25 protein-coding genes and 1 pseudogene are annotated in these 24,592 nt (G+C 45.1%); 21 read left to right on the forward strand and 5 right to left on the reverse strand.

The window, feature by feature from the left end:
* Positions 1 to 223: 223 nt before the first annotated feature.
* The 3 genes from EWH91_RS13565 to EWH91_RS13575 all read left to right on the forward strand — a co-directional run bounded on the left by EWH91_RS13565 (position 224) and on the right by EWH91_RS13575 (position 2,451).
* A complete protein-coding gene (locus tag EWH91_RS13565) occupies positions 224 to 664 on the forward strand; it encodes a GNAT family N-acetyltransferase (RefSeq protein ID WP_129930748.1) in 441 nt (146 codons plus the stop codon).
* 59 nt (positions 665 to 723) lie between these two features.
* Positions 724 to 1,269: a GNAT family N-acetyltransferase gene (locus EWH91_RS13570; RefSeq protein ID WP_129930708.1), complete on the forward strand. Its 546-nt coding sequence runs from the start codon at positions 724 to 726 to the stop codon at positions 1,267 to 1,269.
* Between the two features lie 144 nt (positions 1,270 to 1,413).
* Entirely contained in the window at positions 1,414 to 2,451 is a 1,038-nt protein-coding gene (locus tag EWH91_RS13575) for a S66 family peptidase (protein WP_129930710.1), read from the forward strand.
* Between the two features lie 17 nt (positions 2,452 to 2,468).
* Here EWH91_RS13575 and EWH91_RS14535 read toward each other — a convergent pair whose 3' ends face one another.
* The 4 genes from EWH91_RS14535 to aroE form a co-directional block, all read right to left on the reverse strand.
* The gene (locus EWH91_RS14535; RefSeq protein ID WP_165364335.1) at positions 2,469 to 2,624 is read right to left on the reverse strand and encodes a hypothetical protein; all 156 of its coding nucleotides are present in this window, start codon (positions 2,622 to 2,624) and stop codon (positions 2,469 to 2,471) included.
* 23 nt (positions 2,625 to 2,647) lie between these two features.
* The gene (locus EWH91_RS13580; RefSeq protein WP_129930712.1) at positions 2,648 to 3,436 is read right to left on the reverse strand and encodes a class I SAM-dependent methyltransferase; all 789 of its coding nucleotides are present in this window, start codon (positions 3,434 to 3,436) and stop codon (positions 2,648 to 2,650) included.
* A 103-nt stretch (positions 3,437 to 3,539) separates the two neighbouring features.
* Positions 3,540 to 4,133: a cupin domain-containing protein gene (locus EWH91_RS13585; RefSeq protein WP_129930714.1), complete on the reverse strand. Its 594-nt coding sequence runs from the start codon at positions 4,131 to 4,133 to the stop codon at positions 3,540 to 3,542.
* Between the two features lie 86 nt (positions 4,134 to 4,219).
* Positions 4,220 to 5,098, reverse strand: a complete 879-nt coding sequence (gene aroE, locus EWH91_RS13590; RefSeq protein WP_129930716.1) for a shikimate dehydrogenase — start codon at positions 5,096 to 5,098, stop codon at positions 4,220 to 4,222.
* A 486-nt stretch (positions 5,099 to 5,584) separates the two neighbouring features.
* On the opposite strand from aroE, the gene EWH91_RS13595 reads away from it, so the two are divergent.
* The 12 genes and pseudogenes from EWH91_RS13595 (at position 5,585) to asd (ending at position 17,857) form a co-directional block, all read left to right on the forward strand.
* Positions 5,585 to 6,289: an aspartate/glutamate racemase family protein gene (locus EWH91_RS13595; RefSeq protein WP_129930750.1), complete on the forward strand. Its 705-nt coding sequence runs from the start codon at positions 5,585 to 5,587 to the stop codon at positions 6,287 to 6,289.
* Positions 6,290 to 6,560: 271 nt separating this feature from the next.
* Positions 6,561 to 7,811 (forward strand): MFS transporter, encoded by a 1,251-nt coding sequence (locus EWH91_RS13600; protein WP_129930718.1) that lies wholly within the window; start codon positions 6,561 to 6,563, stop codon positions 7,809 to 7,811.
* A gap of 112 nt (positions 7,812 to 7,923) precedes the next feature.
* A complete protein-coding gene (locus tag EWH91_RS13605; protein WP_129930720.1) occupies positions 7,924 to 9,345 on the forward strand; it encodes a C69 family dipeptidase in 1,422 nt (473 codons plus the stop codon).
* A 498-nt stretch (positions 9,346 to 9,843) separates the two neighbouring features.
* The gene (locus EWH91_RS13610; protein WP_129930722.1) at positions 9,844 to 10,458 is read left to right on the forward strand and encodes a GNAT family N-acetyltransferase; all 615 of its coding nucleotides are present in this window, start codon (positions 9,844 to 9,846) and stop codon (positions 10,456 to 10,458) included.
* Positions 10,459 to 10,570: 112 nt separating this feature from the next.
* Positions 10,571 to 11,641 carry an NAD(P)H-dependent flavin oxidoreductase gene (locus EWH91_RS13615; RefSeq protein ID WP_129930752.1) on the forward strand — a complete coding sequence of 357 codons (1,071 nt, stop codon included), beginning with the start codon at positions 10,571 to 10,573 and terminating at the stop codon, positions 11,639 to 11,641.
* A 495-nt stretch (positions 11,642 to 12,136) separates the two neighbouring features.
* Positions 12,137 to 12,835, forward strand: a complete 699-nt coding sequence (locus EWH91_RS13620; RefSeq protein WP_129930723.1) for an HD domain-containing protein — start codon at positions 12,137 to 12,139, stop codon at positions 12,833 to 12,835.
* A 42-nt stretch (positions 12,836 to 12,877) separates the two neighbouring features.
* Positions 12,878 to 13,486 carry a hypothetical protein gene (locus EWH91_RS13625; RefSeq protein WP_129930726.1) on the forward strand — a complete coding sequence of 203 codons (609 nt, stop codon included), beginning with the start codon at positions 12,878 to 12,880 and terminating at the stop codon, positions 13,484 to 13,486.
* A gap of 112 nt (positions 13,487 to 13,598) precedes the next feature.
* Positions 13,599 to 13,902, forward strand: a pseudogene (locus EWH91_RS13630) (VOC family protein); the annotation flags it as partial.
* 1 nt (position 13,903) lies between these two features.
* Positions 13,904 to 14,512: a GNAT family N-acetyltransferase gene (locus EWH91_RS13635; protein WP_129930728.1), complete on the forward strand. Its 609-nt coding sequence runs from the start codon at positions 13,904 to 13,906 to the stop codon at positions 14,510 to 14,512.
* 87 nt (positions 14,513 to 14,599) lie between these two features.
* Positions 14,600 to 15,865 carry a hypothetical protein gene (locus EWH91_RS13640; RefSeq protein WP_129930730.1) on the forward strand — a complete coding sequence of 422 codons (1,266 nt, stop codon included), beginning with the start codon at positions 14,600 to 14,602 and terminating at the stop codon, positions 15,863 to 15,865.
* A 44-nt stretch (positions 15,866 to 15,909) separates the two neighbouring features.
* A complete protein-coding gene (locus tag EWH91_RS13645; RefSeq protein WP_129930732.1) occupies positions 15,910 to 16,521 on the forward strand; it encodes a DUF6320 domain-containing protein in 612 nt (203 codons plus the stop codon).
* A 211-nt stretch (positions 16,522 to 16,732) separates the two neighbouring features.
* A complete protein-coding gene (gene asd, locus EWH91_RS13650) occupies positions 16,733 to 17,857 on the forward strand; it encodes an aspartate-semialdehyde dehydrogenase (protein ID WP_129930734.1) in 1,125 nt (374 codons plus the stop codon).
* 322 nt (positions 17,858 to 18,179) lie between these two features.
* Here the strand turns inward: asd and EWH91_RS13655 are convergent, their stop codons facing one another.
* Complete coding sequence (locus EWH91_RS13655) at positions 18,180 to 19,610, reverse strand: aminotransferase-like domain-containing protein (protein ID WP_129930736.1); 1,431 nt, start codon at positions 19,608 to 19,610, stop codon at positions 18,180 to 18,182.
* A gap of 177 nt (positions 19,611 to 19,787) precedes the next feature.
* Here EWH91_RS13655 and EWH91_RS13660 point away from each other — a divergent pair, with 177 nt between their 5' ends.
* From EWH91_RS13660 to EWH91_RS15075, 6 genes are all read left to right on the forward strand, one after another.
* Positions 19,788 to 20,411, forward strand: coding sequence for a LysE/ArgO family amino acid transporter (locus tag EWH91_RS13660; RefSeq protein WP_129930738.1), 624 nt, complete (start codon positions 19,788 to 19,790; stop codon positions 20,409 to 20,411).
* 128 nt (positions 20,412 to 20,539) lie between these two features.
* Positions 20,540 to 21,796 carry an MFS transporter gene (locus tag EWH91_RS13665; protein ID WP_129930740.1) on the forward strand — a complete coding sequence of 419 codons (1,257 nt, stop codon included), beginning with the start codon at positions 20,540 to 20,542 and terminating at the stop codon, positions 21,794 to 21,796.
* 81 nt (positions 21,797 to 21,877) lie between these two features.
* On the forward strand, positions 21,878 to 22,585 hold the full coding sequence (locus EWH91_RS13670; protein WP_129930754.1) for an ABC transporter ATP-binding protein: 708 nt from the start codon (positions 21,878 to 21,880) through the stop codon (positions 22,583 to 22,585).
* The gene (locus EWH91_RS13675) at positions 22,572 to 23,696 is read left to right on the forward strand and encodes an ABC transporter permease (RefSeq protein WP_129930742.1); all 1,125 of its coding nucleotides are present in this window, start codon (positions 22,572 to 22,574) and stop codon (positions 23,694 to 23,696) included. Before EWH91_RS13670 ends, EWH91_RS13675 begins: the two co-directional genes overlap by 14 nt.
* A 36-nt stretch (positions 23,697 to 23,732) precedes the next feature.
* Positions 23,733 to 24,155: a GNAT family N-acetyltransferase gene (locus tag EWH91_RS13680; protein WP_129930744.1), complete on the forward strand. Its 423-nt coding sequence runs from the start codon at positions 23,733 to 23,735 to the stop codon at positions 24,153 to 24,155.
* Positions 24,156 to 24,428: 273 nt separating this feature from the next.
* A partial coding sequence (locus EWH91_RS15075) for a helix-turn-helix domain-containing protein (protein ID WP_165364289.1) occupies positions 24,429 to 24,592 on the forward strand: 164 nt, incomplete at its 3' end.

The raw sequence follows: 24,592 nt of genomic DNA on the forward strand, positions 1-24,592 counted from the left end.
TGGAAACGACGGGATTCGTCTGCCCTGAAAACGAGAAAATGGCTGTCTGCATGTTCCATGCGGGCCAACAGGCATTCAAAATCATCGTTAAGTTGTTCGCTTAGTAAAAATCTGTAAAATCCTTTGCGAAATTACCACCTAAACCATAGAAAATAAGCTGCTATGAATAATTCAGGTTTTTCTATTTGGAGGAATTAAATTGAGTGATTATATTTTCAAACCCATGAATGACCAGGAGGCAAACATTATTGCGATTTGGCATTATGAAGAGCCCTATTCTTTTTATGATTTTAAAAATGATGAGGAAAATTTGGAGGAGCTGCTAAATGCCAAAGCTCGAAAAGGTGTTTATTTTTCGGCTTATACCGGTCAGGAACTTGTCGGTTTCTTCTGCTTTGATAGAAAAGAAGATACGGTGGAGATCGGTTTAGGACTGCGGCCTGATTTAACAGGCAAAGGGACGGGGATTGAGTTTGTAAGTGCGGGTCTGCTCTTTGCTCATAAGAAATTTGGTCCCCGGAAGTTCTTACTTGATGTGGCGGTTTTTAACCAAAGAGCTATTCAAGTCTATCAGCACGCAGGATTTGAAATAGAGGGCACAATGATGGTGAAAACAAACGGCGATGAGTTTGAATTTTATCAGATGAAGAAAGACGTCAATTAACGTTGATACCCGAGTAAATCGTCGCAGTACAAAAAAAGCCCTGCAAATGGAGATAGGGGATGAAAATGAATCAGAGGTACTTTCATGTCAAGGGGACAAGCTACATCATTAGATCAGCAATACCTGAAGACGCAAGGGATTTATCTGATATACGAGTACACATTGATGGAGAAACGGAGAACATGGACAGAGAACGCGGCGAGGCATTTATTGATGAACAAGGTTTTGAGGAGTTAATCAAGAAGGATTCGGAAAATAAGAGAAACCTCTTTCTGGTTGCGGTGGTTCACGACCGTATTGTCGGATTTTCAAGATGTGAAGGATCGCAACTGAAACGGTTTGCTCATCAAGTGGAATTTGGTGTGGGCATTATAAAAGATTATTGGGGCCGAGGAATTGGAACGAATCTTCTTAAAGAGTCCATCGCTTGGGCGGATTCGAACGGAATTAAAAAAATCAATCTAAATGTTTTAGAAACAAATGATAAAGCCATACGCCTCTATAAAAGGTTTGGATTTGAGACTGAAGGTATATTAAAAAAGGACAAACGGCTATCTGACGGTAAATATTACAGCACCATTGTTATGGGGAGATTGAACGGATAAGTCTTATGTGAAGTTTTTTCGCACATCTAAAAATTACTCACTCAGCCTGGCGCAGCGGCAAAGTACTCGGGAAGTGCGCCTATGTCGTAGAAAAGATGTACAATTAGAGACACACAACAGAACCTGTTAATCGGAGATGTGAATATGCTTAACTTAATCAAACCGGAAAAACTGAATCGTGGGGATAAAGTCGCGACCGTCAGCCTCTCCTGGGGCGGAGCAGGTGATAAAGAGATACGCTGGCGTTATGAACAAGGTAAGGAACGTCTGAAAAACGTTTTTGGGTTAGAAGTGGTTGAAATGCCGCATACATTAATGGGATCTGAGTTCGTTTACGCTCACCCTGAAAAAAGGGCGGAGGACTTGATGCAGGCGTTTGCCGATCCCTCGATAAAGGGCGTTATTTCCTGCATTGGCGGAAGTGACAGCATCCGAATGCTTCCCTACATTGATTTTGATCTGATACACAGTCATCCAAAAATTTATACGGGTTATTCCGATAGCACGGTGACGCATTTTATGTGTCTGAAGGCAGGGATCTCAAGTTTCTATGGCCTGTCCGTACTTAACGACCTTGCTGAAAATATCTCCATGCCGGAGTATACGGTAGAATGGGTTAGAAAAGTTCTGTTTCGGAACGAAAAGATCGGTGCTATCCCCACATCACCTGCCTGGACGGGTGAAAGGCTGGAATGGGCGATTGAAAATAAGGATACGGCGAGAAATTTTGAAAAAAACACAGGATATGAGCTTTTACAAGGGAAGGGGATCGTTACCGGAAAATTGATCGGCGGCTGTCTTGAGGTTATAGACATGATCAAGGGGACATCCCTGTTTCCAGATATCACCTGTTTTGATCATGCGATCCTCTTTCTTGAAACGTCGGAAGAGTGCCCGCCTCCTTGGATGATGGAAACGAGTTTAAGAAGCTACGGAATGATGGGGATGTTCGAAAGATTAAGTGGCATTGTTTTCGGTAAGCCGCTGAAAAATACATTTTATGAAGAGTACAAACCGGTCATCAGTCAAGTGGTAAAAGAATTTGGCAGGGAAGACATGCCAATCTTGTATAATGCCAGCTTTGGACACAATGAACCGAAATGCCTGCTTCCTTATGGAGCCCTGGCAGAAATACACTGCGGTAAACCAGACTTTTCAATTCTTGAGAGCGGGGTCAACTGATTGACTATTGTTTGGGATCATGGATCAGGCCATGACGCAATAGGAAGTGAAGCTGAAGCTGAAGAAACTAAATTATTTAGGACCTTTGATCCAGTAAAGAAAAGCACAAACCATAGGGCGTAGAAAACATCAATAATAATATTGGGCAGAATGAATCGAATCGTATTCCTCATCAATCTACCTCCTCGTAGATCCATTAACTCGATTCAAACAAGCCTGTGGCTTTTGTGACGTGAATCCATCCGTTGTTCTTCTGCTTTTCCCTCTCAAGGTAGTCAATAAAATCTTTAAGCTTTTCGCCGGCTAAGACATGCCGCACTTCTGTGCCTGAGGATAAAATGTAATCGGCAATGGCCTGGACATCATCAATCAGCAATCCTCCGGGGAATGGCTTTAACTGTATATGTTGAAAGTAGGCCCTCAACTGTTCCTCACCGTTTTCCAGTCCGAACGCTCTGGCCTGGACATTTGTCAAGACATCGCTTAGTGATGGATCAAAGTTCTTCAGCAATTCGTTGAGTTCCATCATATGTTTTTCGCCAACCGTCGACGCGTAAAAAACGCCGTGCGGTTTTAACACCCTGCGTATCTCCTGAATCGCATGCTGTCTGTCCGGGACATGATAGAGTATATGGTTGGCAATGACCGCATCAAACTGATCATCTTCATAAGGGATATCCTGAATATCTATTTTTCTGAAACTCATGTTTGGTGCTTTGCCTAATTTATTTTGCGCATCCGCCAACATGCCCGAAGAAAAGTCCGACAGTGTGACAGTCCAACTCTTCGGAATACGGCCTTTATTCTTAAACCAGAATGTACCATCCCCGCAGCCAAGTTCAAGAACGTTACTATTCGGCCCGATCCGATATTGTTCAAAAAGCCATTCGTGCCAGTCTTTTTTGTTCGTGCTATATTTTTGATGTATTTGGATCCGGCTGTTCAGATTGGCTACATTGCGGTACTGTTTTTCAACTTTTTCCATGGTATCCTCCGATTAGGAATAATAGATTAATTGTATATCTATTAGGAGGAAAAGCAACAATCGGTACTTTTCCATTGAAGTGTGGAATTGACTGGGCAACGACTTAATTATAAGATGGCCAGCCAGTTGGCATCAGATTCGGCTGAACAGATGCACTGCTTGATTCATTCGCTTCGAAACATCCGGCTGGAGGACCGAGAATCGTGGATTGACGGATTGGTGCAACAGCCTGTGCATAGGTCACTGGAGGCACACAGTAAGCACGGTGCATGACTTCGGGCGGCGTAAGGCGAAGAAAGTCGGAACCGAAGACAACATCCGGGGTGGGCTGATCAAAGATTGTCAGCAGGTGGACATCGTCGGTCAGAGCAATAATCCAGTGAAACCATCCTTTGGGCAGCATGGATACCTGTCCGGGTCCAACCTGATAACTCATCATTTTTTGGGTAAACGGATTGAATACGGACGTGATCACAGATCCGCTGATGATAAAGATCATTTCCGAGACATTCGTATGCCAGTGTGGCTGGATGATGATCCCACGGGTCATATGGATATTGAAAAAACCATTCCTGATTTCCGGAAACTGCGGTCCGAACAGTTGTGTAACCGTGTTATACGCGTCGAGATGCTCAGTAACCTTTTTTGTGGAATCAGCAAACAGTGTAAAAGCTGGATCAGCCGGATTCGTTGTCAAACCAATCACACTCCATTCGTTTAAGGGTATAGGTTACAGCCTATGCCTGATAAGGGCGGAGAGTGCATAGATTTTCCTGAACTCTGTTATTTTGGATATAATTTTTCCTGAATGGCCTTTTCAACCTTTTTTACCGGCATACTTTGACCGGTCCAGAGCTGAAAAGCCAGAGCGCCCTGATAAATCAGCATACCCAATCCGTTGAAGGTGACGCAGCCTTTCTCCCGGGCAGCCTGCAGGAGGCGTGTCTGCCGCGGTTCGTAGATGACATCACAGACAACAAGAGATGGATCCAGATTCTCGATCAGTTCCGCCGGGACCGGAATGGACCGGTCATCCCCCATACCGACATTTGTCGTATTGATCAGGAAGTCACTCTCGGAAATGGCTTTGCGTAAAGCCTTCCTGTCGTTGTAATCATAGAGCCGGATAGACGTCCCGCATCTCCCTGAAAAATGATCCAATGTGTCGGAGACCGTTTGAAATGTAGCATTGTGCCGTTTAAAAACATGGATGGAACTTAAGCCGCCTGAGGCACCAGCTGCAATGACTGAAAGCCCTGCACCTCCTGCCCCGAGAATTGTGGCGGTCTTCTTTTGAACGGGATAACCCTTTGCAGATAAGCTGGCAAAAAATCCGTTTCCGTCTGTACTGGTGCCGATCAGATACCCGTTGTGATTGATGATGGTGTTCACCGCGCCAATCATTTGTGCTTCAGGAGTCAGTTCATCCAGATAGGGCAGTACTTCTTTTTTGAATGGCATCGACAGATTGACCCCACCCATATCGAACTGACGTATACTTTTAACTGCCGCCCCAAGATCATCCTTCAGATCAAAAGCGAGGTAAACGGCATTAATCTGTTTTGCCTGAAAACTGAGATTATGCATCAGAGGGGACAGACTGTGTTTTGCCGGGTGGGCAAACAGGCCGTACAGCCGGGTATGTCCGTTGATTGTATCCATATTTGAGGTCATGCTCCTTTATACTTTAAGTTATGTAACTGCCGCCAGAGGTATTGTTATCAAAATATCAATCAAGAAAATAAACGTCAAGTAATCTCTGCTTTCTTACAACAAATCAGATCGATTCTTAATCACTCTTTAGCGTCACCTTCCGTATCCTGCCTGGCTGATAAACCTGAAGTCGGCTGATATATACTCAGGAGCGGCTGGAAAAATCTGAAAGACGGCTGATATATTTCCAAAGTGGCTGAAAAAATCCGAAAGACGGCCGATATGTGCTCGGGATCGGCTGATATATCCGGAACTCGGCTGATAAAGGGTGACACAGGTTCAGCAGCACCGGTTCGCGTGAATGATTGAAGATGAAGGGAAGAATGATTAAAATAGAACCATGTTCAGAAATGAAAAAATGATCAATTTTATTACATCAAATGTCAGGCTGTGCTATGAATCTATCTGACTTTAAAAGGATGGAGGGGGTTAATGGTGAAAACGATCGGGCTGATCGGGGGCATGAGCTGGGAGTCGACCGCTCATTATTATGAAAAAATAAATCAGGAAATAAAGAAAAGAATGGGTGGGCTGCATTCCGCTAAAATCATTCTAAACAGTCTCGATTTCGCTCCGATAGCTGAATGGCAGGAAAATGATCAATGGGAACAGGTTGCCGGAGCAGTGATTTCAGCTGCACAGTCTCTTGAACGGGCAGGTGCTGATTTTATTATCATTTGCAGTAACACCGGCCACAAAGTCGCGCAGCAGGTTTCAGCTTCAGTATCGATACCCTTTCTCCATATCGCACAGGCAGCATCAGACAAAATCAAAGAGAATCAGCTGACGAAAGTGGGGCTTCTCGGGACAAGATACACGATGGAACAGGATTTTTACAAAGATGTTCTGAAGAAAAATGGAATAGAGGTTATGATTCCTGATTCAGAAGAAAGGAAGCGTTTAAATAACATCATTTTTAATGAACTGTGTCTGGGGAAAATCAATAAGAGATCGTCTGATTTCCTTGAACACGTAATAGAAAATCTGATTAACCACGGGTGTCAGGGAATCGTCCTGGGGTGTACAGAATTGGATATGCTGATTCCCGATGACGAAGTATCAGGAGTTCCGGTTTTTGATACGACAAAAATCCATGTTGAAGCCGCAGTTTTACGGGCACTGAAACAGCAGGTCAGGTAAAATGTGCAAAGCCATTAGAGATCACAATCTATGAAAATACGAAACATGATGTTGATTGAGACGGGGTTATGATTCAATGGAATGTGATTTCTCTTTCTCCTGTCTATGAAACAAATTATCTCACCTGGACTCCGGATTTTTTTTGAGCTCATAATTTTTAGCGCCTCATACGGGACAGGCGCTACACACCGCACAACAGTCCTGCCGCTTTCACTAAGGATCATCTTGTTTAAGAGAACGGATTAAAATTATAGGGTAAGGAATGACTGCAATGGCTGATGTACCCGCCCCAATAAAAAAAACATATCCTGAAATATTCAAACCCGTTATGGTGTCCAGATCCTTTCGCTTTTTATGGATCGGTAATTCTTTATCGACCTTTGGCACAGCGATAACGAATGTCATCCTGCCCTTATTAGTTTATGAGCTGAGCCATTCACCGATGTCGATGAGCCTGATCATGGCAGCCTATATGATTCCGGAAGTCCTGATTCTTCCTTTTTCCGGGATTCTCGTGGATCGCCTGAACCGTGCAAACGTCATGAGGACTGCTGATATCATTCGGTTTGTTTTAACAACCGGAGTGATGATTCTCGGCTTGTACGGCGCGTTATCTATTCCACTGCTTGTCGTGATGATGGGATTCATGGGGCTCATGAATGGTTTGTTCCAGCCGGCTTATTCCGCGCTGCGGGCCACTGTTTTTGTTCCGGATATTCGCAATTCAGCCAACGCATTAAGCCAGTTTAGCGAGCAGTTGCTCAGACTTCTCGGGCCATCTGTCGGCGGATTAATTATCAGTTTTACAACCGCTTCTTTAGGATTCGGGATTGATGGGTTAACCTATCTGATCTCATTTATCTGTCTGATGTTTCTAACTCAGGAGGGAATGGTCAGTAAACGCAGCCGCCGGACAACATCTTTTTTCAGTGAATGCTTCGAAGGGGTACGTGTGATCAGACAGCGCACCTGGCTGTGGGTGACCATTCTCTTCTTCAGCCTGGTCAATATTTTTATCTCCGGAGTAGCCACGGTGCTCATACCCTGGCTGATCAAAGTACATGATCAATTGCCTGATTTTGTTTACGGCTTTGTGATGTCAGGGGCAGCTTTGGGCTCCATTACAGTCGCGTTTGTATTCGGCATGAGGAAAAAGTGGAGGTACCGGGGCATCCTCGCCTACAGTGGCGGGGCGACAGCAAGTCTTGCCCTGCTGGTCATGCCTTTTGCCCAGCACGCCGTTCTGCTGACGATCCTGATGGCACTAACCGGCGGGGGTCTCATGCTGTTCAGCCTCATCTGGCAGACCAGTCTCCAGGAACTGGTTCCTCCTGAAGCCTTTGGCCGGGTAGCCAGTATCGATATGGTCGGGTCTTTTGCTCTTCTTCCGGTCGGATTTTTATTAACCGGCTGGCTGTCTGAAGCAATTGGCGGTGTTGAATCGCTTCTCCTGATGAGTGGCATTGCTGCTCTCTCGAACATATTGATCCTGCTGGTCCCTGCGATTCGAAAATTTGATTGATAACCCATTCATCTTGTTGAGATTTTTTTCTGTTGGTGACATACTTTTATTAATTATTTTCAACCGATCTTCCGTTCATGAAGACCGGAATATTGCAAAGAAGGCTGACATCATGTCAAAATTAAATCAATCAAGCTGTACAGCTGTACTGGTAGGAAAGAAGGCTTCCATTGACGGTTCAACGATGATTGCCCGCAATGAAGACGGCTATGGGGCGCTCAACCCGAAACGATTTACAGTGGTGAAGGCTGAAGATCATCAGAGCAGGTTTGTTTCAAGCGTTAACGAGTTTGCGGTCGACCTGCCTGACAACGCGTTGCGCCATACCTTTACGCCAAGTGCTGATGAGTCGGAAGGGGTATGCGGAGAATCGGGGATCAATTCGGCCAACGTAGCAATGAGTGCGACCGAAACAGAATTCACTAATCCACATGTACTCGGGCTTGATCCGCTGGTAAAAGAGGGTATTGGAGAAGAAGCTATGGAGTCCGTGGTTCTGCCCTATATTCATTCCGCGCGCGAAGGGGTACAGCGTCTCGGGCGGATCATTGAAGAATATGGGACGTACGAGAGCAACGGCATTGCCTTCTCGGATGCAGATGAAGTCTGGTATATGGAAACGGTCGGCGGTCATCATTGGGCAGCCCAGAGGATTCCGGACGACGCGTATGCTATTGCACCTAATCAAACCGGCATCCAAAACATTGATTTTTCCAAACCGGAGGCGTTCATGTGGTCGACAGATCTCAGGACTTTTGCTGAAAAAAATCATTTAAATCCTGACAAGACGGGATTCAATTTCAGAAAAATATTTGGTACACAGACTGAGGCGGACCGACATTACAACACCCCGCGTACCTGGTATGGCCAGAAATATCTTAATCCTGAAATTGAGCAGGAGCCAATGAGCGATTATCTTCCGTTTATTCAGCGAACGCCTCATAAGATCAGTATTGAGGACATCCAGTATATTCTGAGTTCCCATTATCAGGGAACCCCTTATGATGCTTTCGGAAATGGAACGGAGGAACAAAAACATACCTTTCGCCCGATTGGTATCGACCGGAATCAGGAATTTCATATTCTGCAAATCCGTAGCGATGTTCCAGCCGAATATGCGGCCATTCACTGGCTGACTTTCGGCGTTAATCTTTACAGTGCTCAGGTCCCATTTTTTGCCAATGTGAACGACACGCCGGAAAATTATAAACATACTACCGGTAAAGTAGATCTGAATTCTGCATATTGGCTGAACAAAACGATAGCTGTACTTGCCGAACCGCAATATCATCGGGTAATTAATCAGGTAAATGAATTTAAGGACGAAGCGCAAAGTTATGTATGCGGGCGGGTTAAGGCAATCGACAGGGAGGCATCAGGGCTATCCGGCAGCAAGCTCACAGATTTTCTGACAAAGCAAAATGAGATTACCGCCGCTGGAGTGACGAAACGGACTTACGCACTGTTTGATACCCTGGTCAAAGAGGCCAGCAATCATATGCTGCTCACCTTTGAGAAAGGACAGAATTTATAAACATATAAGGCACAGATAGAATATGGCGCTTTTCTGACTGTTGGGCTGATCGTTGTTTAAATAAAACCCGCAGCCCTTTTTTATCCCCGTTTTCTATTTTGACCGTTTGTCCAGTTTGAAGTGTAACTTGTTGAATCGGTTTCCGATAAACTTGCCGGCTCAAGATAAAAGGGTGGTGCACAATAGTATCAGCGGAGGTATTATTGTTCCGAATGGAGGAATATATCATTTATGCGATTATTTTCAAGACTGAGGGATCAATATAATCTGAAATGCTCGGTATGCGGAAAAACCATTCAACCCGATGAATTTGTCTGTATCATCGGGAAGTCACCCAAAAAGTCATACAGTGGCCTTACTAAACCTCTCATTAACAAACTTGTAAGGGATACGAAGGGGAAAATATACTGCCAATATTGTTTTAAAAAAAGATATAAATAGTTGTTTTCCCTGATCGGGGCAATTTCTGAGAGTGAAAAATTAAAAGGTGATGATGAGATGAGTTATTTTCTTGAAACTGAAAGGCTGCGCCTGCGTACCTGGGAATCTGATGATATCCTGTCTCTCAAACGTTTCCTGCAAGACAAAGAAGTAATGTATGCCTATGAAAACGATTTCTCGGATGAAGAAGTTCAGAAATGGCTGGATTGGAATATCAGATCGTACCGGAAAAATGGCTATGGATTGTGGGCTATTGAGCTCCGTCATTCGGGCGAAATAATTGGTGAATGCGGTCTGACTGATCAGGCGGTAAAAGGCAAAGTGTATTTAGAAATCGGCTATCATCTGGTTAAAAGTCACTGGCATAAGGGTTATGCCATAGAAGCTGCAAGAGCCTGTAAGTACTATGCCTTTGAAAAACTGCATAAAGAAGAAGTGGTTTCCATTGTCAGAGACACAAATATTTCATCGATGAATGTAGCAATCAGAAACGGAATGGTTGTTGCGACCAGATTTGTGAAGGATGCCCACGGGGTTGAGAGACCTCATTATGTCTTTTCAGCGAAAAAGTCTGCTGACAAAAGATGGGTAGCAGCTCATTACCTGAATCAGGATGAAGGCAGAACCAGGATGGAATCAGAAAACAAAAGCGACGGTCGAATCATCTTCTGAATCAGAAGATGACAGCTTCTATTCTGAATAGGAACATCTATTTGTAAACAGAAAAATGTATGCGCTTACTGTGGCCGAATAATATCCGTATATAAAAGGAGAAGTGAAAAAGTTGTGGAATAACAATGAAGTCACCCGCAGGCTGAATATAAAATATCCGATCATCCAGGCCGGAATGGCAGGAGGACCGACAACGCCAGAACTCGTTGCGGCTGTATCAAATGCGGGAGGGCTGGGTACATTGGGTGCCGGATATATGACAGCGGATCAAATGAAGAAGAGCATTAAAAAAATTAAGAGGCTTACAGAAAAACCATTTGGTGTCAATCTTTTTGTCCCGCAGCACGCAGACAGAGATACTGAAAAGGTTGAAGCATCGAACCGTTTGCTCTGGCCCATTCGGCAAACATTGCATTTAATGACGCCTTCTGTTGAAATTAAATCTGAAAATGAACAGTTTGAGCAGCAGATTCAGGTCATTATCGATGAGAAAATCCCGGCCTGTACGTTTACATTCGGTGTTCCTGAAAGGAAAATGCTCCATCAGCTGAAGCATCAGCACATCATAACAATCGGGACGGCAACGACAGTCAGAGAGGCCGAAATTTGTGAGAATCTGGGGTTTGATATGGTGGTTGTTCAGGGAAGCGAGGCAGGAGGACATCGGGGGAGCTTTGCTGTACCATATGAACAGGCGATGATTGGTACCATCTCCCTGGTCCCGCAAACAGTTGATCATGTATCGATACCCGTTATTGCAGCCGGTGGAATCATGGACGGGCGCGGGGTTTTAGCTGCACTGGTCCTGGGTGCGGAGGCTGTTCAAATGGGGACTGCATTCGTCACATGTGATGAGTGCGGTGCTCAGAAACTTCATAAAGAGTCTATATTGAATAGTTCTGAAGATGAAACGACGGTAACCTCTGCTTTCAGTGGCAAACCGGCAAGGGGTATCCGTAATCAGTTCATTGATTCATTAAAGCCATATGAAAAGTCATTACCCGATTACCCTGTCCAAAATGCGTTGACGAAGGATATTCGGTCTGAAGCAGCGAAAAATCATCGACCGGAATGGATGTCGATGTGGTCAGGGCAAAGCACGCGCTTAAGTAAAAAAGGATCTGCCAGTCAGTTGATCCATTCCATTGTAGCGGAAATAGAAGATTTTGACTTACACCTATAAAACAGCGGGTTCCCAATAGAATCGTGAATGAAGGATACAGGCTGTTCCGCTTTGTTTGCGGTTACTGCAGCCTGACAAATAGCATAGTGGATGTCAAAAGGACGTAAATGCTCTGGCCATTCAGAGAGAAACCGGGAGATTTTATCGGGTACAGACGGGCATGGTGTCTATCCGGATGGGCTGACACAAGCCGCATCAGGCAGATTCACAGACATCGAAACGCCATTCGTCTTTTGTTAACATAACTGTTTGAAAAAGGGGAATATATAGACGTATTTCGCTCGATGCCTTATAATTAAGTTCATTCAGGAGGAATCGTAAAAATATGGCAGTGCATGATACTGCTCTCTGATGGAGCCTGTTTTTCTACTCATTTCTTGTCATGAGGAAGAAAAAAGGCTCTATTGTTTTATCCGGTCATTTAAAAGGTGACTTAAATGGCCCTGGGTTCACCGGATGAACGGGATTCCGATTACTAAAAGGAGCAACTATTCTATGGACATCGTCAAGGAAACAGAAAACTATGTAAAATTAAAACTGCTGGGTGAGGGGAGCGGGCATGACTGGTGGCACGTGAAGCGAGTCTACGATAACAGTTTGATGCTCTTGAAACACGACATGAACCAGAATGTGAATGATAGGGTCGTTAAGCTGGGTGCGCTTCTTCATGATATAGCGGACTGGAAATTCAATCATGGTGATGAAAAGGCCGGGCCACGGGCTGCCAGGAAGTGGCTTGAATCACAAAATGTCGCTCAAGATGATGTTAATCACGTTTGTCAGATTATTTATGACCTTTCATTTAAGGGAGGCAAATCCAGATCACCCATGAAAACTATTGAGGGTGAAATTGTGCAAGATGCAGATCGCCTGGATGCAATCGGTGCGATTGGTATTGCCAGAGCCTTTGCATACGGGGGTTATAAAGGACAGGAACTCTATAATCCGCTTATTCTGCCAAAAGAAAATCAGACGGTTGCAGAGTACAAGTCTCAGCAAACAACGACGATCAATCATTTTTTTGAAAAGCTTCTCTTGTTGAAAGACAGGATGAACACCCGTCCAGCCAAAGAAATTGCAATGAAACGTCAGCGTTTTATGATTGATTTCCTTGATGCTTTTTTGAAGGAGAATCAGGCTGAGGATTCATGGCACGCAGCAAGACTGGACAGATATAAAGCAATGGATCGCTGATGGGATGAACTGATTTGATCTTTTCCAAAGGAGAGAGGACAGATGTTATTTCATTACCATTTCTGGACCCCTTATGTTGAGAAAACAGAAAATTTTTATACAAGCCTTGGTTTTCGTGTAACTCAGCGGATCGGAAGATATCAGGGAGAATTCCGGAATTATAATCCTCCGCTGTCATGGGCTGATTTCCGGGAAAAAGGTATCCAGTTCCGGATTATAGAAATGAAAAAAGGGGCAGTCAACCTCACCTGCGGATATGGCAAACGTCCAAAGTTTGATCATATCGGCTTCCTCGTAACAGAACCGGAATATCAGGGGATCATCGGGCGTGCGCGTGAGATGAATTTCACCATCCATGCCAATAATCGGCGCACATTTATTGGCATACCGTTCGGGTTCCGGATCGAATTACAAAGAAACCGGGATGCTGTTGAAACAGTGGACAGTCCGATCAGGCTGAAACAGCTGAAGCTTATTTCAGAAAGAGACGGGCTGCAAAGTACCCTGACTCGCCTGTTTGGAGAGGCGAATGTCCCTGTCACTGTGGTGAAAGGGGAGAAAACGACGCTGGCATCAGCTACCCTGGGTGGTCTTCGTATCGACAATAAACCGGATCCGAATGGTGTTTTGCTCATCAAATATCAGTTTTAAATTGGGCAGGGTAATTATCACAGTTTTTGATGTGCGTTAATAAATTGTGTCAGGTATTCATTACACCGGCGACCTCGCGCGGGAGGATAAAGACGAATATTTCTATCTTGTCGGGAAAAAGTGGAAACTGGGTGAGACTTACATTGTCCTTGTTCAGACAAGGGAAAAGCATCTGCACATCCCATATCACCGATGCCGGACGGGTCTCAATCATCTGGCTTTCCATGCGGATTCCCGGCAAGAAGTGGACGATCTGACGAACGGCGTTGACTGAGTGCGGCGTTCCTATCTTATATGCGGATCGTCATCCGTTTGCGGGCGGGAAGGACTATTACGCTGCTTTCTTTGAAGACCCGGATCGCATCAAGGTTGAACGTGTTGCGTCGCCGTTGAAGACCGAGAAAGAAGTGAAGTGAGATGTTGATCAGGGATTACAAAAAAGAAGATGAGGAAGCCTGGCTGCGCTGCCGTGTCCTGTCTTTTTTACATACGGCATACTTTGACAATGTTTATCAGAAGAAGGAAACTTATGATCATCCATCAATTGAGCTGGTTGCGGTTGAGTCGGGTAAGGTTATCGGTTTGATTGACGTCGAATATGAGAGCGAGCCGAAGAGTGTGTGTACCTTATGTTCATCTCGAGGCGGAATGATCTGGCATCTGGCTGTTCATCCGGATTTTCAGCGACAGGGCATTGGCGCGAAGCTGCTTGCCGCGGTAGAAGCAAGCTTGAAAAAGCTCGGTATTTTTGAACTTGAAGCCTGGACAAGAGACGATCCGTGGGTGAATGACTGGTATCGAAAAAATGGTTTTATAAAGGTCAGTAGCTATCTGCACGTTTGTATAGAGGCAGAAGAAGTGAGACGTGCTGTCCACTCCTCAATTGCGGGGCTTCGCCCACTTGGTGTTTTTGCCTATTATTCAGGAGACAATACTGAAAAAATCAGAAAAGCTTTTCACAGGGTGCATGAGTGTCGGGGTTTTGTAAAAAAACTAAATGGCAATTCAGACCGGTCAGTCTGTTGATAAATGAAGGGGATTTCTTAAAGTGGTAAATAAGTCGCCACTGCCTGTCTATGCTGTCAACTCACTAACAGGTTTCTTAAGGGGTGGATGAAAACGGACGATAACTGGAGCAGATTGGATAATGCGGCACTTATTTTTCCTGCCGCTGCGGGGAAAGCCGACACACAGGTTTTTCGTATATCCTGCGAACTGTACGACAGGGTTGATCCTGCTATCCTGCAAGATGCACTCGATCAGACGATCCGTATTTTCCATGTCTATCAATCAGTGTTGAAACGCGGTTTTTTCTGGTATTACCTTGAAAGTACGGACAGGATGCCTATCGTCCATGAGGAAAATACACCACCCTGTTCGGCTATTTACAGAAAAAACAGGAAAAATCTGCTTTTTGATGTGAGTTACTATAATAACCGGGTAAATCTGGAGGTCTATCATGTGCTTTCGGATGGAACTGGAGCGCTGCATTTTCTCAGAACACTGATCACAAAATATTTATCACAACGGCATCAGATAACCGAACCGTCCTTGGACTATGACGCCTCGGCTATGCAGATGAGTGATGACAGTTTTCATAAGTACTATACGGGTTCTCCAAATGTCAGGCAGAACAGACGTGGATATGCCTGTCGGCTGCGAGGCCGCAAATATCCTGAAGACAGGCTGAAAATTATGACCGGTTGGGTTAACCTGCGCCCTTTACTTGATGCGGCGCACCAGTACCATACAACACTTACTGTATTTCTTGGCGCCTGTTTGATGATGGCCATCAGCGAGACCGTGCCTGCCCGGGCAAAAAGAAGGCCTATTGTTCTGGATGTTCCGGTCAATCTGCGTGGCCATTTTCCTTCATCAACGGTGCGAAACTTCTTCAGCGTTTTACTGATCGGATATGATTACTGGAATCTTAGTGCCTCGTTTGAGGATGTCGTGAAAAAGATTGGCGACGATTTACGCATCGGTCTGTCAAAAGAGAATCTGACCCGGATTATAGAAGCTTATTCGGCTGTGGAGAATAATATTTTTTCAAGAATCACACCGCTCTTTATCAAAGATCGTGTGTTAAGGGCTGCGTACGATCTCGCCATGCGGCGGAGCACGGCAGGTTTTTCTAATCTTGGGGTCATCTCCATGCCGCATGAAGTGGAGACATTTATCCGTTCATTTGATGTTTGCTCCGGGACCAACGGATTGCAGATATGCATGTGTTCCTATCAGGATCGACTGAGTGTCAGTTTCTCATCCCCCTTAATCAGCTCTGAGATACAGCGCCGATTTTTTCGAACCTTGACCAATCTGGGCGCTAAAGTCGAAATGGCAACGAATCCGACAGGCGACGGGAAGGTGGAAGCATGAAATATTGCGGAAAATGCAAGGTGAGCTTCCGAGGGGAAGAGACCGTGTGTCCCTTATGCCAAAACAGGCTGTCAGGCGTTGATGAGAAAGCAATCTATCCTATGGTACCCACAATATACAGACAATTTGAGCTGTTTTTTAAACTATTGATTTTTTCGACGATTATAGCAGGCGTCACCTGTGTTGCCGTCAATCTCATACTTCCTCAAAGCGGATACTGGTCCGTTTTTGTCGTGCTCGGCATCCTCTGTTTCTGGATCAGTCTACTGTATGCGCTGAGGAAGAAGGATAATATTCCAAATAATATCACGGCTCAAGTCTTTATTCTATCCACTTTGAGTTTTGGATGGGATTGGTTCACTGGATGGCATGGCTGGTCACTGAGTTTTGTGATTCCCATCTCCTGCTCTGTTGCCATGCTGTCGCTGGCTATTATAGCTAAAGTAACGAAAATGCCGGCCGGGGATTATATCATCTACTTGATTGTAGACATCGTGTTCGGTACCGTTCCGCTTATATTCTATTTGACAGGACTGGTCGGATTTGTCATTCCATCCATCATCTGCATTTCCCTGAGCGCCTTATCTCTTTCTGCATTGATCCTGTTTGAAGGGAAAAACGTACTACGCGAGATTATTAAGAGTTTTCATTTATGATGCCAAGTGAGACGAAGGTGCTTTCACTCCTGATCGGAGACTCTTGTTCTGTAAAAAGGAACCTGGTTTTTGAGTAAGGAAAAGAAGCCTGCCACTTAAGTGGCGGGAGGTCACCAGAAAGGTGGATTACACAGGAATTGAAAAAAATCCGGACTTTTTTGCCTGATCTGTAGTATAATGTTTTTACTCTTAGATAGAGGAGGAAATGCGTGTGTCTGAGAAACTGAGGGTGGGTATTCTTGGCGGAACCGGTTTTGTCGGTCAGCGATTTATCACGCTGCTGGAAGACCATCCGTTTTTTAAAGTAACGACTATTGCAGCAAGCGGCAGGTCTGCCGGAAAAACATATGAAGAAGCGGTCAAGAATCGCTGGAAACTTAATATTCCCATGCCGGACTCTGTAAAGGCTATTCAGGTCAAAGATGTACAAGATGTGGAAGAGATCAAGAGAGAGGTTGATTTTGTCTTTTGTGCTTTGAAGATGGCGAAAGATGAGATCAGGGAACTGGAGGAAAAGTACGCCAAGGCGGAAATTCCGGTGATTTCAAATAATTCTGCGCATCGGGGCACACCGGACGTACCGATGGTCATCCCGGAAATTAACAGCGATCACCTGAAAATCATTGATGTGCAAAAAAAGCGTCTGGGCACAAAATACGGTTTTGTTGCGGTAAAGCCGAACTGTTCGATCCAGAGTTATGTGCCGCCACTCTCTGCACTTAAGGCGTTCGAGCCTGAAAAGGTTGTGGTCAGCACGTATCAGGCGATCTCAGGGGCCGGCAAGACCTTCAAAGACTGGCCGGAAATCGAAGACAATGTCGTTCCATTTATCAGCGGTGAAGAAGAGAAGAGCGAACAGGAACCGCTTAAAATATGGGGCCATATTCAGAACGGAAACATTGTTAATGCGACAGAGCCTCTGATTACCACACAATGTATCCGCGTTCCTGTCTCTGATGGTCATCTGGCAACTGTTTTTGTATCATTCCGGAAAAAACCGACAAGGGAGCAGATTCTTGAATGCTGGGCATCATACAGCGGCAAACCGCAGGAGCTGCATTTGCCCAGTGCACCAAAACAGTTTCTGAAATATATGACCGAAGATGACCGCCCGCAGACCGGGCTGGACCGTGATTTTGAAAACGGCATGGGTATTACGATGGGCAGATTAAGAGAAGATACGCTGTTTGATTATAAATTCGTTTGCCTGTCGCACAATACCTTAAGAGGTGCGGCCGGCGGGGGTGTCCTTACTGCGGAATTGCTGAAAGAAGAGGGCTACCTGCTATCCAGAAAAGAGAAAGAAGCAGGCGTATCCGCGCAGGCAAATCACTGAATCATAGCCGGATCATGAAGCCGGAAGAGAGGCATAGAGCCTTCCTGCCGGTTTTTTCGTGTCTGATAAAAAATTTCAGGCAAAAAAAGTGGATCTTTTGATGATAATCTGTGGCCGCTCTTTCTGCAGGATAATCAGCTTTCTGAAAGGGAAAGAGTCTGTAAGAAAAGGGAAAGAGTCTGTAAGATCAAGAAGATTTATCCCGCATGAACGGGCGGTATCTCCTCAGGGTGATGAGGGCAAACGGATAACCACTCGCAGCAGTCCGATAGGTTCAACTGACAATCAGTGGAGGATGAAGCCCTCCATTGATTGTTGTGATTCATTTTGAGATTTCCCGTATGATGTCTCGAAGGACGTGGATGGCTTTTTTCATTTCTTCAGGCGATGCATAGGCATAAGAAAGTCGCAAATACTGCTTTGCACTTCGATCATACAGAACACCCGGATTAAGCAGGACACCTCTCTTCAGGGCGAGGTCAAAAAGAAGGCGCGGATTCACGGGAGGAATCAGTTTCAGCCAGATGTAAAACCCTCCGGAAGGTACCCGCCAGGAGGCGAGATCTGAAAAATACCTGTCAAGCAGTTCAACCAGAGTATCTCTTCTGGCTCGTAAATGTTTTCGAATGAATGAGGCCTGTTCGTCATACAATCCGTTTTCAAGGCATTTCGCGGCAGCGTACTGGGATAAGGAACTTGAGCCGTAGTCAATCTGCATTTTTATATCTGCCAGGCGGTTAATAACAGGTTCCGGCCCGATTATCCAGCCAATCCGCATTCCTGCACTGAATATCTTGGAAAAACTGCCGATATACAGTACATTTCCTGATTGATCGATACTTTTCATAGGAGGAGGGGGTGGTGCATCGAGCCACAGCTCACGGTAAACATCATCCTCAATAACCGGCAGTTGCTCCTGTTCACAAATTGATAAAATCTGCTGTCTTCTTTTCTCGGACATCAGCGTTCCTGTCGGATTATGATAGCAGGGAATTGCATAGAGAATCACGCCATGATATTTCCTTTTTATTTCCCCTAACTGCTCCGCTCTGATCCCTTCCGAATCGGTCGGCACGCCAACAAATCGCATACCTGAAGACTGAAAAACATGAATGGAATAAAGATATGAAGGCTTTTCCAGAAGAAGAGTCGAACCATGATCCAGCAAACCTGTTGAAATGAGTTGCAGGGCCTGCAGAGCGCCTGAAACGATCAGAATAGATGAAGGGGAGGCGTCTATACCCCATCTTTTCAAATAACCGGACAGCTTTTCGCGTAAATGCCCGTCTCCTTCAGGCTCCTGATACCCCAGAGAGAGCCGGTTACAGGAAGCAAACAGGCTGCTGAACCGATTGTAAGGCAGAAGATCCGGACTGAGTTCGCCTGTTCCCAGTCGAATCACTTCTGGAGAGAATTCAGCCTGGTTGATTTTTTGAATCATCGGAAGATTTGGTTTATACTGCCCGGATTCCACATAGGTGCCCCAGTTGGTCGGTTTCTTGCCGGCCATCAGTCCCCATGTATTGTTAAGAACGCGCGTTCCACCGCCGCGTCTGCCTTCTATCAGGCCGCGGGATGTCAGTAATTCAAGTGCAGTAATGATTGTACTACGGTTGACATGAAAAGAATCAGCCAGTGATCGCTGGGAAGGTAGCCGCGTTCCCGGTGTCCATACGCCGTTTTTAATTTTATCTTCGATGTGTCTTTTGACTTGCTCATAGAGCGGGACTTCAGACTGGCGATTCAGGTGCATGGGCGAGCACTCCTCCTGAAGCTGGAAAGATTTCTTCGGACAGCTTTAATTTTATTGTATCATCATTTGGCTGGTTTCATTTAAAAAATTTTGGCTGGAGACTTATCATTGCATGACTGGCAGAATAGGGAGTGTAAACTTCTATTGGCTGGTGTGAAAAGAACAGGAGATGGGTTCATGTTTCTTGCTTTCATTCATGGGTTTATGTTGGCACTTGGTCTGATTTTACCTCTTGGTGCTCAGAATATTTTTGTTTTTAACCAGGGCACTCATGCCCGGAAATTGACGGATGTTCTGGCCGCAGTACTGGCTGCTTCCTTCTGTGATACACTGCTTATTCTGCTTGCTGCAACCGGGGCGTCCCTTCTTGCTTTTTCCTTCCCGGTCATTCAGAATCTGTTTCTCACCGCAGGAATCATTTTTCTGATCTGGATCGGATGTTCAATCTGGAAGAATACAAAGGTTCATCAGGAGACGGACAATGGACGGCTGCCCGCCAAAAAGCAGATCACTTTTGCCCTGTCGGTATCATTATTGAATCCTCATGCGATTCTGGATACCGTTGGCGTGATCGGGACCAGTGCACTGCGTTATTCGGGACCTGAAAAATGGACGTTTGTCGCAGCCTGTATCTCTGTGTCATGGGTCTGGTTTTTTGTACTCGCTTTATCAGGTCATGGTATCGGGAAAATCACAAACGGACCTCAGGCTTTACGACTGATTAACAGACTTTCTGCTTTACTGATCTGGGGAATTGCTGTCTTCGTCGCTGTCGGTCTGATCCGGTCGTTATCAGGCTGAAAATGCCTTCCGGGGAGGATTCGTATGATTCAGACTGCAAGCCTGCAGAATCTACGTCTCAGGACGGATGAAGGATAAACTGTCTGAGCCTAAACTGAATATAACAAATCAGATCTGAAGGTGAAAAAATGACTCTGGCAGAAGTATCCGAAAAACAAATCAAAAAGGCTGTAACCAGCGATTTTGTCGGCAGTTTCAGCAGTTCCTTATTCAATTTTGCAATTAGCTTATACGTACTTAAGTTAACGGGATCAGCGATGAATTTCGGAACCACGCTATTAATTGGCCCGTTGATCGGTATTCTGTTCTCACCCGTCATCGGCTATGTTGCCGATCATTTTGATAATAAACGTGTGATGATCATATCCCAGACAGGCTGTGCCTTGCTGCTCCTGCTTTACAGCGTCCTGTTTCCTGTTCTGAATGACTGGCATTATCTGATGGTTCTTTTCATCGTAGCAACGATGGGCCTGAACATCCGTTTTTTCAATATAACCTATCAGGCATCTGTATCCCGGCTGGTTGACAGGCCGTTCATTCAGAAACTGAATTCACTGGAACAATCCTCGGTCGCTTTAGCCAATATTGCCGGACCGATTGCTGCCGGAGTGATGTTCGCTCTGGTACCTTTCTCCTTTTTTATTTATTTTGAAGTGGTCGCCGAAATCATCGTCATTCTGATTGTCCTCAGCATGAATTTCCATCTGATCGATGAACCTGCCCGTTCAGAATCTGAATCGGAAAATATGTGGACGGCAATGAAGCAGGGGCTGAGTTATGTCAGCAAACGACCTTTAATCCTGTTTATGATTAGCGGAGCATCGATAATCAATTTTTTATTTGGTGTTTTTGTGGTCGGGTTCCCGTATCTGATGATCCAGGTTCTGAAGATGGGAAACTTTCAGTACAGTCTGACAGAGGCGGTCTTTTCAGCAGGAATGGTAGTGGGAGGGTTAGTTTTGGCAAAATTGAAAATAGATAGAAATCCGATTGGAATGGTCGGCCGGGCCTTGCTGTTCGTTGCCGTGCCGATTATCTTCACCATTCTTCCGCTGCTCTTTCACCTGAATACCTGGCTGTCAACGGCCATTTTCAGTATGACATACTTTATCGTGGCAGTAGCACTCATCTTTACTAATGTTCCCATGCAGACATACATGCAGAAAACCATTCCTGCCCAATATCAGGGAAGAGTTTTCACGATTATGATGGTTGGCTGTACGTCACTTCAGCCACTTGGCATGTTTGTCTATGGTGCGCTGTTTCAATATTTTCTTCCGATACCGATCATCCTTGCCTCGTTCCTGTGCTTTGTCATCATCAGTCTGCTGGCTCACCGGGCAGGTAAAAGCAGCAGAATAAACGAAGCCTCCCTTGCCGATTAAAATCGTTCGCGAAAAACAGTTATTGATCTTCCCGGACACTTGCGGCACAATAGTTTTATAGGATCAGGTGAGGGGATGAATCTGGTGTTATCAGTAGCAATTGACCAGGCTGGTTACGAGTCGGGTTCACCGATTTTGCGAAACATCCATTTTTCCGTTCGGCCGGGAGAACTTGTCGGCTTAATCGGACCGAACGGTGCAGGAAAGAGTACCACAATCAAATCGATTCTCGGGATTATGAAGAATATTAAGGGCACGTGTCAGATTGATCATTATGCTTATGTACCTGAACGCCCAATCATATATGAGAAGCTGACTCTGTGGGAGCATATCAGGTTTTTACGATCTACGCTGAATGTAAATGAGGATGAATTTCTTCACAGGGCACATGATCTGCTTGAGCGATTCCAGTTAACCCATGTCGTTCATCACTATCCGGAAAGTTTTTCAAAAGGCATGCAGCAAAAGGTCATGCTCATCCTCGCCTTTCTGAAGCAGGCAACGTGTTACATTGTAGACGAACCCTTTATGGGGCTCGATCCTAAAGCGGTGAAAAAGCTTCTGCAGTTGCTTCAGGATGAAAAAGCGAAGGGGGCAGGGATTCTGATGTCCACCCATGTTCTTGATACAGCGGAAAAAATCTGCGACCGTTTTGTTCTGATCTCCGGCGGCAGACTGATCATTCAGGGAACCCTGGATGAGATCCGGATGTCGAGCGGTTTAGCGGATGGGTCCCTGCTTGACTGCTTTGATGTCCTGACAGAAGAGGCATCCCATGTCGGGAACTAAACTTTTCTGTCAGAGATTCCGGCGGGAATGCCGGTACCAGTGGGGCATCATCCGATCTGTCGTCGGCTGGACGATCATGCTCTATATCATCATACCTGCCGCTGCGATTGCTCCATTCCTGTACGCCGATGTATGGAAAAACATCCATTTCTACTGGGACGACGGGATCCCGATTATTTTCCTGATTGCACTTATATTGCTGTTCTCCGGACATGGAAACGTCAGGACCTGTTTACTGGATGCCGATCTGCTTTTCCTGATTCAGGAAAAAAGAAGACTGATTCAGCTTAAACACTGTGCATTGTTGGTGTCACTGTTCGTTCTGATTGTCATTGAAGCGATCGTTTTTCTTCTTGCCTGGCCTGTATTAACAGAAATTTATCATTTTTCACAAATTGAAATTCTGTCTTTATTTCTTCTTGCTGCAGGATACAAACTGTCTGTTATGTCCATTCGTAAATTTACCGAAGGGACGATTGTGCGCCGTCTCTGCATCCTGCTTGCGTATGGGGCGGCCAGTACACTCGGCTTTACGCTTAATTCACGGTTGTGGCTGATTTCAGGCGTTACCTGTACGGCCCTGATGCTCCTTCTGAATTTGATTCAGGCGGGCAAAACAAATCGCTGGTTTCGTGAGCTGGAGATTGAGCATCAGGAACATGTTAAATTCATCAGACCCATTCTGCATTTTACTTCAGGAATTGAAAAACCAGTTTCGGTCAAAAGGAGACCGCTGATTCTGTTCCGCAGATCCGGAAGCCTGTTCAATAAGCCGGGCAGGGAAAACGGTCTGCTTGAACTTCTGCTGAAAACCTTTCTCCGTCATAAAAGTTATCTTGCGGCTTATGTGCAACTGACCGGATTGACCTGTTTTGCGGTCATCGTTCTGCCTCTCTGGCTGAAATGGGTCGTCTATGTCCTGTTCATCCTGTTCATGAAACTCTGGCTGAGTATCCTGTTCCGAAAAATGACTGCCAGTCCGTTTTTTCGAGTGGTTCCCTTCGATTCAGAAATACGTGTACCGGTCCAATCCCGGTTTCAGAAGTGGCTCGGTTTTCCTGTGATCATGCTGACCGGAGGGGTCACCCTGATGGCTACACTGGTACTTTGATAAAGAAGTGGATGAAGGATCCCCGGGGAAAAAACAGTGGATTGGGAGGGAAGCACAATCACAAGGGATGTTAAGATTCGAAAAGCACAGCTGAAAGATACAGTCAGCATCAGAAAGGTTGCCCGGATCACGTGGAGAGCAACTTACCAGGAACTGATTCCGATTAAAATTCAGAATCAGTTCCTGAATGTTGCTTATTCCGACAGAAACATGAAGTTACGCATAGACCAGACGCTTTTTTTCGTTGCGGAACAGGAAGGAGAGATTGTCGGTTTTGCCAATGCCACCATAAAAAAGGATGACGCCGAACTGAGCGCCATCTATGTTCTTCCTGAATTACAGGGGCACAGCATTGGGAGCAGGTTGCTGCAGTCTGTTCTTAGCAACCTTGATCATGCCGGGCAACTGGTCGTCGATGTTGAGTCAGGCAATCAAATCGGTGAGCGGTTTTATCATTAGCCGAGAACACTCGTGACTTCAGTCATGAGATGAATCGGCGTATCTTCTCAATACTGTAATCACTAAATTGTTAAATGATCTGTTTTGTTCTTTGGCTATTTGTTCCAACTCTTTCTTTAAGTCTTTCTCAATGGTCAATAGTGTTCTTGTTTTGTTACTCGCTATCGTACTCATATCATTGTCACCTCGTTACTATAATAACATTTAATCATAATGTTTACAAGATAATGACATCATGATATATTATAGTTAAAGAAAAGAGGTGAAACAACAATGGTATTAAAAGGTTTAAAGTTAAGAATATATCCTGACAAAGAACAAAAACTTAAAATTAAATTAAACTTTGGCTATAACCGTTTTGTGTGGAATCAGATGTTAAACATGATGATTGAACGATACCACAACAATCCCGACTCTTCTTTTCTTAGCGCTTTTGC

The sequence above is a fragment of the Sporolactobacillus sp. THM19-2 genome, assembly GCF_004153195.1.
In the GTDB taxonomy this organism is placed as follows: domain Bacteria; phylum Bacillota; class Bacilli; order Bacillales; family Sporolactobacillaceae; genus Sporolactobacillus.